Here is a 15,596-nt window from a genome sequence, read left to right as displayed (position 1 = left end):
GGAGCAAGGGCCTGTTTCAGGTCCGGAATCTCTCAGGTCAAAGGGACAGCGGGGGCGCTATCGCCAGGCGAAAGCCGGGCTTGCAGCGCCGTCCCCGTTTGGAGCCCTCCGCGTGTCCACCGAAGACCTCAAGAAGACCCCGCTCTACGACGCGCACGTCGCCGCCGGCGCGCGCATGGTTCCGTTCGCGGGCTACCACATGCCGGTGCAGTACAAGGACGGCGTGCTGAAAGAGCACCTCTGGACCCGCGAACATGCGGGCCTGTTCGACGTCTCGCACATGGGCCAGGCCCGGCTGCGCGGTGAAAACCCGGCCAAGAGCTTCGAGAAGGTGGTCTCGGCCGACTACCAGGGCCTGAAGGCCGGCAAGCAGCGGTACGGCGTGCTGCTGAACGCCGACGGCGGGATCATCGACGACCTGATGACCGCCCGTCCGGATGACGATGGTTTGTTCGTCGTGGTCAACGGCGCCTGCAAGGACAACGACTACGCGATCATCGCCCGCGAGCTGGCCGGCGAAGCCACCGTCACGCGCCTGGAAGACCGCGCCCTGCTGGCCCTGCAAGGCCCCGAGGCCGCCGCCGTGCTGGCCGCCCACGTGCCGGAGGCCGCAGACATGGTGTTCATGGACGCCCGCGCCCTGACGGCGTTCGGCGTCGATGCGATCATTTCCCGCTCGGGCTACACCGGCGAGGACGGCTACGAGATCTCGGTGCCCGCCGACGCCGCCGAGCGCGTCTGGAACACCCTGCTGGCCGACGAACGCGTCAAGCCGATCGGCCTGGGCGCCCGCGACAGCCTGCGCCTGGAAGCCGGCCTGCCGCTCTACGGCCACGACCTGGACGAGACCGTCTCGCCGATCGAGGCCGGCCTGAACTTCGCCGTCGGCAAGAGCCGCCGCGAGGCCGGCGACTTCCTGGGCGCGGCGCGCATCACCAAGGAACTGGCCGGCGAGCTCGCCCGCGTCCGCGTGAACCTGAAGGTGCTGGAAGGCGCACCGGCCCGCGAAGGCGCCGAGATCGCCGACGCCGACGGCGCCGTGATCGGCAAGGTCACCAGCGGCGGCTTCGGCCCGAGCTTCGGCGGCGCCATCGCCATCGGTTTCGTGCCCCCGGCCCATGCCGTGATCGGGTCGAAGTTGAAAGTCATCGTCCGGGGCAAGCCGGCGGCCGCCGAGGTCGTCGCCTCCCCGTTCGTTCCCACCCGCTACGTGCGCAAACTTTAAATCCAGAGGGCCAGGACAATGCGCTTCACCAAGGACCATGAATGGGTCGCCGTCGAAGGCGACATCGCCACCGTCGGCATCACCGCCTACGCCGCCGAGCAGCTGGGCGACGTGGTGTTCGTCGAAGTTCCGGAAGTCGGCAAGACCGTCGCCCAGGGCGAAGGCCTGGCCGTCGTCGAGAGCGTCAAGGCCGCCTCCGACGTCTACGCCCCGGTGTCGGGCGAGGTCGTGGAAGCCAACGCCGAGCTGGGCGATGCGCCGGAAACCGTCAACGCCCTGCCGGAAAGCGGCGGCTGGTTCGCCAAGCTGAAGCTGTCCAACCCGGCCGAGGTCGACGCCCTGATGGACCGCGACGCCTACGAGGCGTTCCTGGCCACCCTCTGATCTTTTTCCACGTCATCCCGGACGCGCCTTGGCGCGATCCGGGACCCAGGGGCGACCGCACTGCGCCGGCCCCTGGGTCCCGGCTCTCCGCTTCGCTCCGGCCGGGATGACGACCGAGGTTTTCTCCCCATGCGCTACCTCCCCCTGACCCCCGAAGACCGCGCCGACATGCTCGGCGTGATCGGCGCGGGCTCGATCGACGAGCTGTTCGTCGACGTGCCCGCCGTCGCCCGCCGCAGCGAGCCTGTGGACCTGCCCCACCATGCCGGCGAGCTGGAAGTCGAGCGCGAGATGCTGCGCCTGTCGCGCCGCAACCGCTCGGCCGCCGAGGGGCCGTTCTTCGTCGGGGCCGGGGCCTATCGCCACCACGTGCCGGCCACGGTCGACCACATCATCCAGCGGTCGGAATTCCTGACCAGCTACACGCCCTACCAGCCGGAAATCGCCCAGGGCACGCTGCAGGTGCTGTTCGAGTTCCAGAGCCAGGTCGCGGCCCTGACCGGCATGGAAGTGGCCAACGCCTCGCTCTATGACGGCTCCACCGCTACGGCCGAGGCCGTAATGATGGCCCAGCGCGTCACCCGCAAGAACAAGGCCGTGCTGTCGGGCGGCGTCCACCCGCACTATGTCGGCGCGGTCGAGACCCTGGCCCACGCCGCCGGCGTCGCCACCCTGCGCCTGCCGGCCGCCATCGACGCCGAGGACGCGGTGATCGCCGCCATCGACGCCGACACCGCCTGCGTCGTCGTGCAGACCCCCAACGTCTTCGGCACGGCCACCGACGTCAGCAAGATCGCCGAAGCCGCCCACGCCGCCGGCGCCCTGCTGATCGTGGTCACCACCGAGGCGGTCTCGTACGGCCTGCTGAAGTCGCCGGGCGCCATGGGCGCCGACATCGCCGTGGCCGAGGGCCAGTCGATCGGCAACGGCCTGAACTTCGGCGGTCCCTATGTCGGCCTCTTCGCCTGCAAGGAAAAGTTCGTCCGCCAGGCCCCCGGCCGTCTTTGCGGTGAAACGGTCGACGCCGACGGCAAGCGCGGCTTCGTCCTGACCCTGTCGACCCGCGAGCAGCATATCCGCCGCGACAAGGCCACGTCGAACATCTGCACCAACAGCGGCCTGTGCGCCCTGGCCTTCTCGATTCACATGAGCCTGCTGGGCGAGCAGGGCCTGCGCCAGCTGGCCTCGCTGAACCACCAGAAGGCGCTGGCCACGGCCAAGGCCCTGGCGGCCATCCCCGGCGTCGAGATCCTGACGCCGCGGTTCTTCAACGAGTTCGCCGTGCGCCTGCCCAAGGACGCCGCCGAGGTCGTCGAGACCCTGGCCGCCCACGGCGTCATCGCCGGCGTGCCCTATTCGCGGCTGGAGCCGGGCTCGGGCCTGGACGACGTGCTGCTGGTCGCGACTACCGAGACCACGCTCGACACCGACATCACCTTCTTCGCCAAGCTGCTGGCCGGAGCCGTCCAATGAGCATGAACAATGTCGGACGTCCCACCCGTCCCGAAGCTTCCAATGACGAGATCGGCTTTACTTCCCTGTCGGGCGGCCGCGGCCTGCTGCAGGACGAACCGCTGATCTTCGAACTGGGCGGCTGGACCAAGACCGGCGTCGACCTGCCGGACGCCGTCGCGGCCGACAGCGCCCTCGCCGGCCTGACCCGCGACGACGCCATCGGCCTGCCGGGCCTCAGCGAGCCGGAAGCCGTGCGCCACTACGTGCGCCTGTCCCAAAAGAACCACGCCATCGACCTGGCGCTCTATCCGCTGGGCTCGTGCACGATGAAGCACAACCCGCGCCTCAACGAGAAGATGGCGCGCCTGCCGGGCCTGTCGGACATCCACCCGCTGCAGCCGCAGTCGACGGTGCAGGGCGCGATTGAGCTGATGGACAACCTGGCCCACTGGCTGAAGACCCTGACCGGCATGCCGGCCGTCGCCCTGTCGCCCAAGGCCGGCGCCCATGGCGAGCTGTGCGGCCTGCTGGCGATCCGTGCAGCCCATGAAGCTAACGGACAGGGCCACCGCAAGACGGTCCTCGCCCCCACCAGCGCCCACGGCACCAACCCGGCCACGGCGGCCTTCTGCGGCTATACGGTCGTGGAAATCGCCCAGACCGACGACGGCCGCGTCGACCTAGCCGACCTGGAAGCCAAGCTCGGCGACCACGTGGCGGCGATCATGGTCACCAACCCCAACACCTGCGGCCTGTTCGAGCGCGACGTGGTGGAGATCTCCCGCCTGACCCACGCGGCGGGCGCTTACTTCTACTGCGACGGCGCCAACTTCAACGCCATCGTCGGCCGGGTGCGCCCGGGCGACCTGGGCGTCGACGCCATGCACATCAACCTGCACAAGACCTTCTCGACGCCCCACGGCGGCGGCGGTCCGGGCGCGGGTCCGGTGGTGCTGAGCGAGGCCCTGGCCCCGTTCGCCCCCACCCCGTGGGTGGTGCACGGCGAGAACGGCTACAAGCTGGTCGAGCAGGCCGAGGGCGTCGCCGCCCAGGCCTTCGGCCGGATGAGCGCCTTCCACGGCCAGATGGGCATGTATGTGCGCGCCTACGCCTACATGCTCAGCCATGGCGCCGACGGCCTCAAGCAGGTGGCCGAGGACGCTGTCCTCAACGCCAACTACATCAAGGCCCGCCTCAAGGACCTGATGAGTCCGGCCTTCCCCGAAGGTCCGTGCATGCACGAGGCGCTGTTCGACGACGCCTGGCTGGAAGGCACCGGCGTCACCACGCTCGACTTCGCCAAGGCGATGATCGACGAGGGCTTCCACCCGATGACCATGTACTTCCCGCTGGTGGTGCATGGCGCGATGCTGATCGAGCCGACCGAGACCGAGTCGAAGGCCGAGCTGGACCGCTTCATCGAGGCCCTGCGCCTGCTGGCGGAATCGGCCAAGGCCGGCGAGGTCGCGCGGTTCAAGAACGCCCCGCACCTGGCCCCGCTGAAGCGCCTGGACGAGACGCTTGCGGCGCGAAAGCCGAAGTTGAAGTGGAAACCTGTTGCCCCCGCGCCACTCGCAGCGGAATAGGCGCAACACAGGCACGAAAGCGGAACGGGGCGCCTTTACGGAAGGGCGCCCCGTTTCCATATGCACGGTGTGGGATGAGGGGGCCGGCGCTTTGTCGGAAACCGGCGGACCACATACCCCGTTCAGCCCCCCATGAACTTCGCCATCGCCATGACGCCCGTGCGCCTCTCCGCCGCCGACGAACTCGCCCGCGAGCTTCTCGGCCGGATCATTCGCGGCCTGCTGGTGGCCCTTGGCCTGGTGTTCATCGCCGCGGGCTTTCTGATCGCGCCCCTGCCCGGCCCCATGGGCGTGCCGCTGACGGTCATCGGCCTGATGCTGGTGCTGCGGAACTCGTTCAAGGCCCGCAAGCAGTTCGTGCGCTTCCAGCACGCCCACCCCAAGCTGGTCTTCCCGCTGCGCCGCCTGCTGCGCCGCGAGCCAGAAGTCGTGCTGGTGGCCTGGCAGCAGGTCCTGCGCATCGAGAAGCTGGTCGTGCCGCGCCGCTGGCGGGTGGCCAAGCGCTGGCGCAAGTCCTTCAAGCGCCGGGGCCAGGTCAACCCGCGCGGCCAGTGAGCCCCCGCGACCCCAGGGTCGTCCGCCGCCTGTCGAGCCTGCGTCGCCGCCGGCTGGCCTTCGTCCTTCGCGAAACCCTGGCCCGCGTCGCGCGGCTGGCGCTGATCGCGCTGGGCTGCCTGATCCTGCTGGCCGGCGCGATCCTGACGCCCCTGCCCGGCCACGTCGGCCTGCCGCTGCTGGTCATCGGGCTCATGGTGGTGCTGCGCAACTCGTTCCAGGCCCGCCGCCGCTTCATCCGCTGGCAGAAGCGCCACCCCAAGCTGATCTTCCCGATCCGCCGCCTGATGCGCCGCGAGCCGGAGATCCTGCTGGTGGCCTGGCAGCAGCTGCTGCGGTCGGAAAAGGTGTTCCTGCGGCGCCCGGCCTGGCGGGTGCTGAAGCGGGGGCGCAAGGCGGTGAGGCGGTGGTTGAAGCGTAGGGCCGCCTAGCTAACGCCCCTCCCCACTTCCCCCGTCATTCCCGCCCTTGTGGCGGGAACCCCTGGTTCCGCTGCCACGTGAGATGCAAGCGGCGTGCTGAGCACGCCGCCCCCGTCCGCCCTTGCGGCTGACAGAGGGGTTCCCGCCACAAGGGCGGGAATGACGGGAGTTTGGGGGTGGGCCCAAACGAAAAAGGCGCGGCCCCTGCGAGCCGCGCCTTTCGATCTTTCAGTCGTCCGAAGAGGACTACTGCAGCTTGCTGCCGATCTGGCCGATGGCCGCGTCGAGCAGAGGGTCGGCGCCGGTTCCGACGCGGGCCAGGAGCACCGCCTCGGCCGCCTGGGCGGCGAGGTCGACGGCAGCGGCCTTGACGTCCGCGGCGGCCTGGGCCTCGGCTTGGGCGATCTTGCGCTCGGCCATTTGGGCGCGGCGCGTGATCTGCTCCTCGAGCTTTTCCTTGGCCTCGGCCGCCAGACGGACCGCGTCCGCCTTGGCCGCCTCGAGCATGGCCGAAGCCTGGCGCTCGGCTTCCTCGCGCTGGGCCTTGACCTCGGCGAGCAGGGCTTGCGCCTCCTCGCGGAGCTTCTGGGCTTCGTCGAGTTCGGCCTGGATCTTGGCGGCGTAGCCGTCAAGCGCGCCGAACAGGGCGCCCGGCAGGACCTTCAGAACGACCAGCAGGCCGAAGAAGATCACCAGGGCGACCAGCACCCAGAACTCCGGATTGGAGAAGCTGAACAGGGATTCGTGTTCCATGGTCCGCTACTCCTCAGGCCAGAGCCGTCTTGAGCTCGGCGGCCGAAGCCGCCTTGCCCGTCAGCTTCTCGACGATCGCGCCAGCCGTCTCCTCGGCCACCGTGCGGACGTGGCTCATGGCCTCGTCGCGGGCGGCCTGGATCGAGGCTTCCGCCGCGGCCAGCTTTTCGGCCAGCACGGCTTCTTCCTTGGCCTGGCGCTCGGCGGCTTGCGCCGAAGCCTGGGCCTTGGCGTCCGCCGCGGTCTTCTGGGCCTTGGCGCGAGCCTCGGCCACCTCGGCGGCGGCCGCTCGGGCCTGCACCTCGGCTTCGTCCTTCAGACGACGGGCGTCGGCGATGTCGCCGGCGATCTTGGCGCCGCGCTCGTCGATCGCGCCGCTGACGCGGGGCAGCAGGCCCTTCGACAGCACGATATAGAGAACGGCGAAGATGAGCAGCAGCCACACGATCTGACCGCCCCAGTGCTGGAACTGGAGCTGCGGAAGACCGCCGCTTTCGTGTCCGGGGGCTTCAGTCGTCGCGACCGTGCCGTGATTTTCCGTCGCCATGGGCGAGGGCGCCTCTCAGCTAGCGCCTGCGGCCCGAAACGGGCGGGCAGGCTCGGTTCTTAAAGATCAAAGCGCGGCGAAGGCCGGGAACCGACCGCCGCCGCGCTCAGAGGATTACGAGAAGAGGATCAGGAAGGCGATGACCAGGGCGAAGATGCCCAGGGCTTCCGTCAGCGCCATGCCGAGGAACAGCATCGGACGCTCTTGAGCGGCGGCGGTCGGGTTACGCAGCGCGCCTTGGAAATAGTTGCCGAACATGACGCCCAGGCCGATGCCCGCGCCGATCATGCCGAGCATGGCCAGGCCAGCGCCGATGTACTTAGCGGCTTCCGCTTCCATTGTGAGGCTCCTTGAGAATTCAGAGATAGGTTGAAGAGAAAAGGGTGATCAGTGGCTGTCGAGGTGCACGACGTCGTTGATATAGACGCAGGCAAGCACCGCGAACACGAAGGCCTGCAGGAAGGCCACCATGAACTCGAGGGCCGTCAGGGCGACGACGGAGGAAAGGGCCAGCAGCGAACCGGCCCAGCCGATCGCGCCGAGACCGCCAAGGGCGATCACGAAACCGGCGAAGATCTTCAGCACCACGTGGCCGCCGAGCATGTTGCCGAAAAGACGAAGACCCAGGGTGATCGGACGGATCAGGAACGACAGGATCTCGATCGGCACCAGCAGGAAGTACAGCGGCCACGGCACGCCCGACGGGGCGAACAGCTTGAAGAACTTCAGGCCGTTCTTGGCGAAGCCGACGGCGACCACGGTCAGGATGACCATCAGGCCCAGCGTCAGGGTCACGGCCAGCTGCGAGGTGGCGGTGAACACCAGGAACATGCCCTGCAGGTTCATGAACAGCACGAACGCGAACAGGGTGAAGATGAAGGGCAGGAACTTCTTGCCGTCGTGGCCGATGATCGACTCCGCGAGGCCGTCGACAAGTCCGTAGAGCATCTCGCCCACGGTCTGCAGGCGGCCCGGAACCACGGCGCGGCGGGCGGCGACGGCGTAGAACGCCACGACCAGGGTGGCGGCCAGCAGCATCGCGGCCACGGAATTGGTGATCGACAGATCGATCGGCAGACCGAAGACGTTCACGGTGGGCAGTTCCACGACCTTCTGGATCTGGAACTGGTGCATCGGATCGGCCATCGGCCCTAGTCTCTCTTCTGCTTGGGGGCGGTGGACCCGCCTCCCGTGTGTACATCCTCGGCCGGGGCCTTGGACGCCTGCGCGCTCAGTTTCGTCGCCTTGCGAACGACGGAGAATATCGAGACCCCCATGCCGATCAGCAAACCGCCGACCATGCCCCAGGGCCCCGTGCCGACGTAATGGTCGAGCAGCCAGCCGAAGCCAAGCCCTACCAGAACGCCCCCGATCAAATCCGCCAGGAGGCGATAGCCGTCCTGGGAAGCCTTCTCGCCCGCCGCCTTGACGGGCTTTTCCGCCGCTTTCCGCGCCTCGATGGCGTCGAGCCGAGCGTCCAGGCTCTTGAAAGCCTCGTCGTTCGGTTCGTCGGCCTTGGGCATGGGAAGCGGTCAGGTCCGAAAAGCGCCCGCAGACACGCCTGAAGAAGGCGTTTTTTCGGCCGGCTTGATCGCGGCGGAACCTATAGGGCGCGCTGCGGTGCGTCAAGATTGTGGAGAAACTGCACAACACGCTGTTTTAACGAAGGAATTTCCCCAAGGTCAGCCAATCCGCGGAATCTGGGTCTCCGGGACGGGTCCCGCCCCGTTTGCGCGACGATCCGTCCGACGAAGAGCATGGCCGCTCCAATTGCTTTTTTCGCCGTTTTGGGGTTTAGGAGGCGCGCCTCTCCAACAGCATCAAGATTCATGTCCTATCTGAAGAACACCGGATTCGCCGATCGCATCACCGCCCAGCAGGAAGCCAAGAAGGCTATGCTGGCCAAGTTCAAGCCGAAGGCCACCGTTCAGGATCCTGATTTCGACAAGCGCGACGAACAACGCGCCGCCGAGCTGGAAGCCGTCCGCGTCGCCCGCGCCGAAGCCAAGGAAATCGCCCGCCTCGAAGCCCTGGCCCGCCAGGAAGAGATCGCGGCCGTCAAGCGCGCCGAGCGTAAGGAACGCAAGGCTGTCGAAGCCGCCGAGCAACGCGTCCGCAAGGAAGAAAAGGCCGCGGCCCGCGAAGAGCTGAAGGCCCTGGGCCGCAACAGCAAGGCCTCGCGCGCCCACCAGTGGGCCCACCTGATCGGCTGATCCGAACGATGGGGAGACGTGCTGTCGGCCGCCTCCCCTTCCTTCACCCGCCGCCTGCCGCCGCCCGGCTCCCGGGCGGCTTTTCGCGTTTGTAGGGATCGCCAATGGAACATCTGAGCGTCCAGCTGCTCGTCATCCTGTTCGGCGTGGCCTTCGTGGCCGGAACCCTGGACGCCATCGCCGGCGGCGGCGGCCTGATCACCCTGCCGGCCCTGCTGCTTTCGGGCCTGCCGCCGATCGCGGCGCTGGGCACCAGCAAGCTGCAAAGCACCTTCGGCTCGGTCTCGGCCACCCGGGCCTTCGCCAAGCGCGGCCTGATCGACTGGAAGACCGCCTGGCCGATCGCCCTGGCGGCGGGACTGGCGGGCCTGGCCGGCGCGCTGTGCGCCAGCCTTCTTTCGCCGCGCGTGCTGGCGGCGCTGGTGCCGGTGCTGCTGATCGTCATCGCCGTCTATTTCGGCCTGTCCACGGCCCTGAAGGCCGAGGACGGCCCCGCCCGCCTGGCGCTGCCCGTCTTCGCCGGCTTCATCGCGCCGATCGTGGGCTTCTATGACGGCATCTTCGGCCCGGGCGCGGGGGCCTTCTACATGGTCGCCATCGTCACCCTGCTCGGCTACGGCGTGCTGAAGGCCACCGCCCACACCAAGCTGGCCAACGCCGCCAGCAATGTCGGGGCCCTGGCGCTGTTCATCCTCAAGGGCGCGGTGATCTGGCCGATAGGCCTCTCCATGGCCGTCGGCGCCTTCCTCGGCGCGCAGCTGGGCTCGCGGCTGGCCGTGCGGTTCGGGGCCAGGCTGATCAGGCCGCTGCTGGTGACGATCTCCTGCGCCATGGCGGTGAAGCTTCTGGCCGATCCGAGCAACCCGCTGCGGCATCTCTTCTGACCCCTCTCCCTGAGGGGAGAGGTGTCGGCGAAGCCGACGGAGAGGGAAGAAAGGCTCGCCCCCTCCCCGTAAAATCCCCGCGGAAGCGGGGACCCAGGTGTTTTATCGTCGAGCGCCTTGGGTTTCAGAAAAAGCCTGGGTCCCCGCTTTCGAGGGGATTTTACGGATTAGGGTCCCTCTCAGGGGGAATATCCCTACTGCGCCGCCACCAGCTCCTCGGCGGTGCTCAGGTCCACGCTGACCAGCTGGCTGACCCCGCGCTCGGACATGGTCACGCCGAACAGGCGGTCCATCCGGCTCATGGTCACCGGGTTGTGGGTGATGGCGATGAAGCGCGTCAGGGTGCGGCGGCGCATCTCGTCGAGCATGTTGCAGTAGCGGTCGACATTGGCGTCATCGAGCGGCGCGTCGACTTCGTCGAGCACGCAGATCGGGGCCGGATTGGCCAGGAAGACGCCGAAGATCAGGGCGCTGGCGGTCAGGGCCTGCTCGCCGCCGCTCATCAGGCTCATGCTGGCCAGGCGCTTGCCGGGCGGACAGGCGAAGATCTCCAGGCCGGCTTCGAGAGGATCGTCGCTCTCGATCAGCCGCAGCTCGGCCTGGCCGCCGCCGAACAGGGCCTGGAAGAGGGTCTGGAAGTGGCCGTTGATGACGTCGAAGGCCGCCAAGAGACGTTCTCTGCCCTCGGCGTTCAGCTCCTCGATGCCGTCGCGCAGCTTGGCAACCGCGCCCGACAGGTCGGCCCGCTCGATGCGCATGGTCTCCAGCCGGCCGGCATATTCCTGGGCCTCTTCCTCGGCCCGCAGGTTCACCGCCCCGATGGAGTCCCGCTCGCGCTCCAGGGCGAAGAGGTGGGCCTCGACGCCGGCGGCGTCCTTGGGCACCGCCACGGCCTCGCCGGCCAGGTGGCGGCCCAGGGCCTCGGGCTCCATGCGGGCGCTCTCGCGGATGTTCGAGGCGATCTCGGCGAAGCGCTCGCGGACTCCGTCGAGGCGAGCCACCAGGGCGGCGCGGCGCTCGCGGGCCTCGCCGGCGGCCTGGTCGGCGGCGCGGGCGGCGCGGTCGGCGGCGATGCGGGCGGTCTCGGCGGCCTCCAGGGCGTCGCTGGCCTTGGCCCGGCGCTGCTCGGCGGCGTCGAACTGGTCGACCAGCACCAGCAGCTTGGCCTCCAGCTCGGCCGGGGCGGCGCGGGCGGCCTCCAGGGCGGCGGCGGCCTTGGCGCGATCGGCTTCCAGGCCCTCGGCGCGCTTGGCGGCGGCGTCGCGGCGGCGGGTCCAGTCGCCGAGATCCCGCTCCAGGCTCTCCAGCCGGCGCTGGCGGCCCGAGCGTTCGCGGTTCTCCAGGTCGAGGGCCGAGCGGGCGGCCGAGGCGGCCTCGCGGGCGGCGGCGGCGGCCTGGCGGGCGGCCAGCAGCTGCGGGGCCAGATCGCCGACGGCCTCGGCCGCCGCGTGCTCGGCGCGAACGGCGGCAAGCGCCTCGTCGGCCTCGGCGCGCTCGGCCTCGAAACGGGCGATGGTGTCGTCCAGCGACTGGGCGCGGGCTTCGCGCTGGGCGGCCTCGCGCTCGAAGCGGGCCACGGTCTCGCGGGCCTGGTTCAGCAGGCGCTCGGCGTCGGGCGGACCCCGGCGCCTGTCGCGCAGGGCGTCCTCGGCGGCGCGCAGGCGGTCGGCGGCGGTCTTCAGGGCGGCGGCGCCGGCCTCGGCGCGCGGGGCGACGAGATCGATCTCGGCCTCGACTTCGGCGAGGCGCGTGCGCTGCTCCAGCCGCACGGCGGCGGGCTTGGGCGCGTCAGCCTTGGCCACGAAGCCGTCCCAGCGCCAAAGGTCGCCTTCCTTGGAGACGAGCCGCGCGCCGACGGGCAGGCCCTTGGCCAGCCGCTCGCCGTCGGCCCGCTCGACCAGCCCGACCATCGCCAGGCGCGCGGCCAGCTCGGGCGGAGCCTTGACCAGCGGGGCCAGCGGCTGGACGCCCTCGGGCCAGGCGGTCGCCGGCGTCTCGGCCCCGGCCCAGTGCGAGGATGCGCGGGCGTCGAGGGCGGCTTCCAGATCATCGCCCAGGGCGGCGGCCAGGGCCGCGCCATAGCCCTTGTCGGGCGTCACCGCGTCGAGGGCGGGCGAGAAGCCGCTCTTGGCGCGCGGAGCGGTCAGCTGGGCCAAGCCCCTGGCTTCGGTGCGCAGGCGGCCCAACTGGTCCTCGGCCTTGCGGGCCAGATCCCGGGCCGCGCCCTCGGCTTGCGCGGCGGTCGTGCGCTCGGCCTCGGCGGCCTCCAGGGCGGCGCGGGCGGCGGCGAGGGCGGCCTCGGCGTTGGCGAAACGCTGGCGGGCCTCGGCGGCGGCGGGATCGACGGCCGGACCGACGGCCGCCCGCTCGGCCTTGGCCTGATCGAGGGCGCGGACGGTGCGGGCCAGGCGGCTCTCGGCCTCGGCCAGGCGCTGGGCGGCGGCGCGGGCGCGGGCCTCCTCGGCGGCGGTCTGGGCGGCCAGGCGCTCGACGGCGCCGTCGGCCTCGGCGCGCGCGGCCTCGGCGGCCTTGGCGGCGGCTTCCAGTTCCGGACCACGCTCGGGCGCGGCGGAAATCAGGGCCCGCACCTCGGCCAGTTCCGGCTCGATGCGGGCCAGGCTGCGGCCGGCGTCCTCGGCGGCCTGCGCCTCGCGGGCGCGGTCCTCGTCGATGCGGGCGAGATCCGCCGACAGGCGCTGGAACTCGGCGGCGGCGGCGGCGGCGTCGCGCTCGGCCCGGTCCTTCTGGATCGCCAGCTGGCCCAGCACGGCCTGGGCGATCGTCGCCTCCTCGCGCAGCGGCGGCATGGCGGTTTCGGCCTCGACGATCGCGCCCTGGCCGGCGGCCGCGGCGCGGGCGGTCTCCTCGACGTCGCGAGCCGACTGGGTGGCCTCGGACTGGGTGCGTTCGAGGGCATCACGGGCCTCGGCCCAGCGGGCGAACAGCACCGCGCCCTGCACGGCGCGGATCTCGGCCGACAGGCGCTTGTACTTCTCGGCCTGGCGGGCCTCGCGCTTGAGGCGGTTCAGCGCCGTCTCGAGCTCGCGGGCGACGTCTTCCAGGCGGGTAAGATTGCTCTCGGCCGCCCGCAGGCGCAGCTCGGCCTCATGGCGACGGGTGTGCAGCCCCGAGACCCCGGCCGCCTCCTCCAGAATGCGGCGGCGGTTCTGCGGCTTGGCCCCGATCAGCTCGCTGATCTGGCCCTGGCGCACCAAGGCCGGCGAGTTGGCGCCCGTCGAGGCGTCGGCGAACAGCAGCTGGACGTCGCGGGCCCGCACCTCGCGGCCATTGATCCGGTAGGTCGAGCCGGCCCCACGGTCGATGCGGCGCACCACCTCCAGCACCGGATCGTCGTTGAAGGCGGCCGGCGCGGTGCGGTCGGCGTTGTCGATGGTCAGGGTGACGTCGGCGTGGTTGCGCGGCGGACGGTTGCCCGATCCGGCGAAGATGACGTCGTCCATGCCGCCGGCCCGCATGGCCTTGGCCGAGTTGGCGCCCATCACCCAGCGCAGGGCTTCCAGCAAGTTGGACTTGCCGCAGCCGTTGGGCCCGACGATGCCCGTCAGGCCAGGCTCGATCCTGAACTCCGTCGGCTCGACGAAGGACTTGAAGCCGGAGAGGCGCAGACGCTGGAACTGCACGGCCGCGCCCGCCCGCTAGCCCTTCAGGGCCTTGTCGATGGCCTTGGCCAGGTCTTCCACCGTCAGCTCGCCGACGAATTGCTCGCCGTTGATATAGAAGGTGGGCGTGGAGTTGATCCCGCGCTTGCCGGCCGCCTCGACGCGGGCGTTCAGCGCGTTCAGCGCGACCTTGTCGTTCAAGGTCGTCTCCAGTTGCGCCTCGGTCAGGCCGAACCGCTTGGCCACGCCCAGCAGCCCGCCCCAGTAGTCGCCGGTCTGGAACATGTCGTGCTGGGCCGCGAAGATCGCCTCGACCGCCTCGAAATAGCGGGCCGGCTGCACGCGGTTGGCCAGCAGGAAGCCCGCGCCGGCCAGGTCGCTGGGCGGGGTCAGGAACTCGCGGAACACCAGCCGGGCCTTGCCGGTGTCGATGTAGCGCTTCTTGATCGCCGGCATGATCTCGAGCGCGGTGTGGGCGCAGTGGCTGCAGCTCATCGAGGCGTACTCGACGATCTGCACCTTGGCCTTGACCGAACCCATGACGTGGTCGCCCGGCAGGGGTGGCAGCTGGGCGGCGCGCGCAAGGCCAGGCATGGCGGCGGCCGCCATGCCTGCAACGATCAGCGCGCGCCGGTCCAGGGTCATGCTTACTTGCTCGCCGCGGCGATGGCGGCGTCCAGCTGGGCCAGCGGGGCCTCGCCGCCCTCTTCGGTCAGCTTCTTGCCGTTGATGACGAAGGTCGGGGTGCCCTTGATGTCGGTTTCCTTGGAGTAGCGCTCGATGCGGTCGTTGAGCGCCTTCAGGGCCTTCTCGTCGCTGACGCAGGCGTCGAACTTGGCTTCGTCCAGGCCGGCCGACTGGGCGATGCGCAGCAGCACGTCGCGGTACTGGCCGGTGGTGAACATCTCTTCCTGCGAGCGGTAGACCGAGTCCAGGACCGAGAAATACTTGTCCTTGCCGGCGCAGCGGGCCAGCAGGAACGAGGCGGCGGCCACCTGCGGCGGGGCGGTCAGGAACTCGCGGTAGACGTAGTTCACCTTGCCGGTGTCGATGTACTTCTGCTTGAAGGCCGGGAAGACCTCCTCGTTCCAGCGGGCGCAGTGCACGCACGACGCCGAGGCGTACTCGATGACGGTGACCTTGGCGTTCGGATTGCCCAGGCTCATGTCGTCGGCGGTGACGGCGCCGCCCGACTTGTTGCAGGCGGAAAGGCCGGCGACGCCGGCGACGAGGGCTGCGGCCAGCAGGATCCGGCGAAGGGGCGAGCGCATGGTCGGGTCTTCCTCGAGCGTGAATAGTAGAGTTAAGCGCGATTCTTTAGCCGCGTGAAAATGGCGCGGATGAGGCTTTTCCCGCATCAGCGGCGCCCCGCTCAGGTTGTCAACTTTCGTTGCGCAACACGCCGCGACCAAGCTTCAGAAGCGCCTCTTTCAGCGGCCCGTCGGGCTGGTCGGCCAGGCCGTCGGCCAGGTCGCGCTCCTGGGCGGCGTCGAGCGGCGGGCGGCGGCGGGGACGCGGCGGGGCGCCGGCGGCCGAAGCGGCGACGCGAACCGGTCCCTGCACGATCCGCAGGCGGGTCACCGCGCCCTTGCCCAGCAGCAGGTCGAGGCGCTGGGTGATCTGGGGGGCCTGGTGCTGGATCAGCGAGGCCACGGGGCCGTCGACGCGCAGTTCCAGCGTGCCGCCCTCGCCGGTGCGGCTCTTGATGATGCGGACGGGTTCGGTGCGGCGCGCCAGGGTGTCGCCGACGATCTCCTTCCAGCGGGCCTGCAGCGCGCCCGGGCCCTGGCCGTACTTCTTGTCCAGTTCGCGGATCAGCGGCGCCAGGCTCTTGCCGGCCGGCGGCGGCACGCGCATCGGCGGCCGGGTGCGGCGGCGCGACAGGATCTTCAGCGCTTCGTCGGACGTGGGCAGCGTGCGGCGGTACATGCGCGAAAGCCTAGCACGCCCCC

The 15,596-nt window shown here is 70.1% G+C and carries 17 protein-coding genes and 1 pseudogene; 9 read left to right on the top strand and 9 right to left on the bottom strand.

What is annotated here, in order from left to right; translation table 11 throughout:
• Window positions 1-112: 112 nt before the first annotated feature.
• The 7 genes and pseudogenes from gcvT to AC07N1_RS13495 all read left to right on the top strand — a co-directional run bounded on the left by gcvT (window position 113) and on the right by AC07N1_RS13495 (window position 5,636).
• Window positions 113-1,225, top strand: a complete 1,113-nt coding sequence (gcvT, locus tag AC07N1_RS13525) for a glycine cleavage system aminomethyltransferase GcvT (protein WP_494672291.1) — start codon at window positions 113-115, stop codon at window positions 1,223-1,225.
• 18 nt (window positions 1,226-1,243) lie between these two features.
• Window positions 1,244-1,609, top strand: coding sequence for a glycine cleavage system protein GcvH (gene gcvH / locus AC07N1_RS13520; protein WP_116564851.1), 366 nt, complete (start codon window positions 1,244-1,246; stop codon window positions 1,607-1,609).
• 13 nt (window positions 1,610-1,622) lie between these two features.
• A pseudogene (locus AC07N1_RS13515) lies at window positions 1,623-1,720 on the top strand (hypothetical protein); the annotation flags it as partial.
• A gap of 18 nt (window positions 1,721-1,738) precedes the next feature.
• Window positions 1,739-3,082: an aminomethyl-transferring glycine dehydrogenase subunit GcvPA gene (gene gcvPA / locus AC07N1_RS13510; RefSeq protein ID WP_494672290.1), complete on the top strand. Its 1,344-nt coding sequence runs from the start codon at window positions 1,739-1,741 to the stop codon at window positions 3,080-3,082.
• Entirely contained in the window at window positions 3,079-4,650 is a 1,572-nt protein-coding gene (gene gcvPB / locus AC07N1_RS13505) for an aminomethyl-transferring glycine dehydrogenase subunit GcvPB (protein WP_494672289.1), read from the top strand. The genes gcvPA and gcvPB overlap by 4 nt, the downstream gene beginning before the upstream one ends.
• A gap of 132 nt (window positions 4,651-4,782) precedes the next feature.
• On the top strand, window positions 4,783-5,205 hold the full coding sequence (locus tag AC07N1_RS13500) for a hypothetical protein (RefSeq protein WP_110120041.1): 423 nt from the start codon (window positions 4,783-4,785) through the stop codon (window positions 5,203-5,205).
• The gene (locus tag AC07N1_RS13495; RefSeq protein WP_494672288.1) at window positions 5,202-5,636 is read left to right on the top strand and encodes a hypothetical protein; all 435 of its coding nucleotides are present in this window, start codon (window positions 5,202-5,204) and stop codon (window positions 5,634-5,636) included. Before AC07N1_RS13500 ends, AC07N1_RS13495 begins: the two co-directional genes overlap by 4 nt.
• 237 nt (window positions 5,637-5,873) lie before the next feature.
• Here the strand turns inward: AC07N1_RS13495 and AC07N1_RS13490 are convergent, their stop codons facing one another.
• The 5 genes from AC07N1_RS13490 to AC07N1_RS13470 all read right to left on the bottom strand — a co-directional run bounded on the left by AC07N1_RS13490 (window position 5,874) and on the right by AC07N1_RS13470 (window position 8,450).
• Entirely contained in the window at window positions 5,874-6,380 is a 507-nt protein-coding gene (locus tag AC07N1_RS13490) for a F0F1 ATP synthase subunit B (protein ID WP_110120042.1), read from the bottom strand.
• Window positions 6,381-6,393: 13 nt separating this feature from the next.
• The gene (locus AC07N1_RS13485) at window positions 6,394-6,927 is read right to left on the bottom strand and encodes a F0F1 ATP synthase subunit B family protein (RefSeq protein ID WP_110120043.1); all 534 of its coding nucleotides are present in this window, start codon (window positions 6,925-6,927) and stop codon (window positions 6,394-6,396) included.
• Between the two features lie 114 nt (window positions 6,928-7,041).
• Window positions 7,042-7,266, bottom strand: coding sequence for a F0F1 ATP synthase subunit C (locus AC07N1_RS13480; protein WP_108505567.1), 225 nt, complete (start codon window positions 7,264-7,266; stop codon window positions 7,042-7,044).
• A gap of 48 nt (window positions 7,267-7,314) precedes the next feature.
• Window positions 7,315-8,073 carry a F0F1 ATP synthase subunit A gene (locus AC07N1_RS13475; RefSeq protein ID WP_110120044.1) on the bottom strand — a complete coding sequence of 253 codons (759 nt, stop codon included), beginning with the start codon at window positions 8,071-8,073 and terminating at the stop codon, window positions 7,315-7,317.
• A 5-nt stretch (window positions 8,074-8,078) separates the two neighbouring features.
• On the bottom strand, window positions 8,079-8,450 hold the full coding sequence (locus AC07N1_RS13470; protein ID WP_494672287.1) for an AtpZ/AtpI family protein: 372 nt from the start codon (window positions 8,448-8,450) through the stop codon (window positions 8,079-8,081).
• Window positions 8,451-8,756: 306 nt separating this feature from the next.
• On the opposite strand from AC07N1_RS13470, the gene AC07N1_RS13465 reads away from it, so the two are divergent.
• Window positions 8,757-9,140 carry a DUF6481 family protein gene (locus tag AC07N1_RS13465; RefSeq protein ID WP_487292168.1) on the top strand — a complete coding sequence of 128 codons (384 nt, stop codon included), beginning with the start codon at window positions 8,757-8,759 and terminating at the stop codon, window positions 9,138-9,140.
• Between the two features lie 104 nt (window positions 9,141-9,244).
• Window positions 9,245-10,024 carry a TSUP family transporter gene (locus tag AC07N1_RS13460; protein WP_494672286.1) on the top strand — a complete coding sequence of 260 codons (780 nt, stop codon included), beginning with the start codon at window positions 9,245-9,247 and terminating at the stop codon, window positions 10,022-10,024.
• Window positions 10,025-10,218: 194 nt separating this feature from the next.
• Here AC07N1_RS13460 and smc read toward each other — a convergent pair whose 3' ends face one another.
• The 4 genes from smc to AC07N1_RS13440 form a co-directional block, all read right to left on the bottom strand.
• Window positions 10,219-13,665: a chromosome segregation protein SMC gene (smc, locus tag AC07N1_RS13455; RefSeq protein ID WP_494672285.1), complete on the bottom strand. Its 3,447-nt coding sequence runs from the start codon at window positions 13,663-13,665 to the stop codon at window positions 10,219-10,221.
• Window positions 13,666-13,680: 15 nt separating this feature from the next.
• Window positions 13,681-14,289 carry a DsbA family protein gene (locus AC07N1_RS13450; protein ID WP_494672284.1) on the bottom strand — a complete coding sequence of 203 codons (609 nt, stop codon included), beginning with the start codon at window positions 14,287-14,289 and terminating at the stop codon, window positions 13,681-13,683.
• 2 nt (window positions 14,290-14,291) lie between these two features.
• Window positions 14,292-14,915: a DsbA family protein gene (locus tag AC07N1_RS13445; protein WP_494672283.1), complete on the bottom strand. Its 624-nt coding sequence runs from the start codon at window positions 14,913-14,915 to the stop codon at window positions 14,292-14,294.
• A gap of 109 nt (window positions 14,916-15,024) precedes the next feature.
• The gene (locus tag AC07N1_RS13440) at window positions 15,025-15,573 is read right to left on the bottom strand and encodes a DUF721 domain-containing protein (RefSeq protein WP_494672282.1); all 549 of its coding nucleotides are present in this window, start codon (window positions 15,571-15,573) and stop codon (window positions 15,025-15,027) included.
• Between the last annotated feature and the right edge of the window lie 23 nt (window positions 15,574-15,596).

The sequence above is a fragment of the Caulobacter sp. GW821-FHT09B11 genome, from assembly GCF_059418205.1.
The sequence above is the reverse complement of the archived record's forward strand: the minus strand, read 5'-3'. Positions and strand labels throughout refer to the sequence as shown.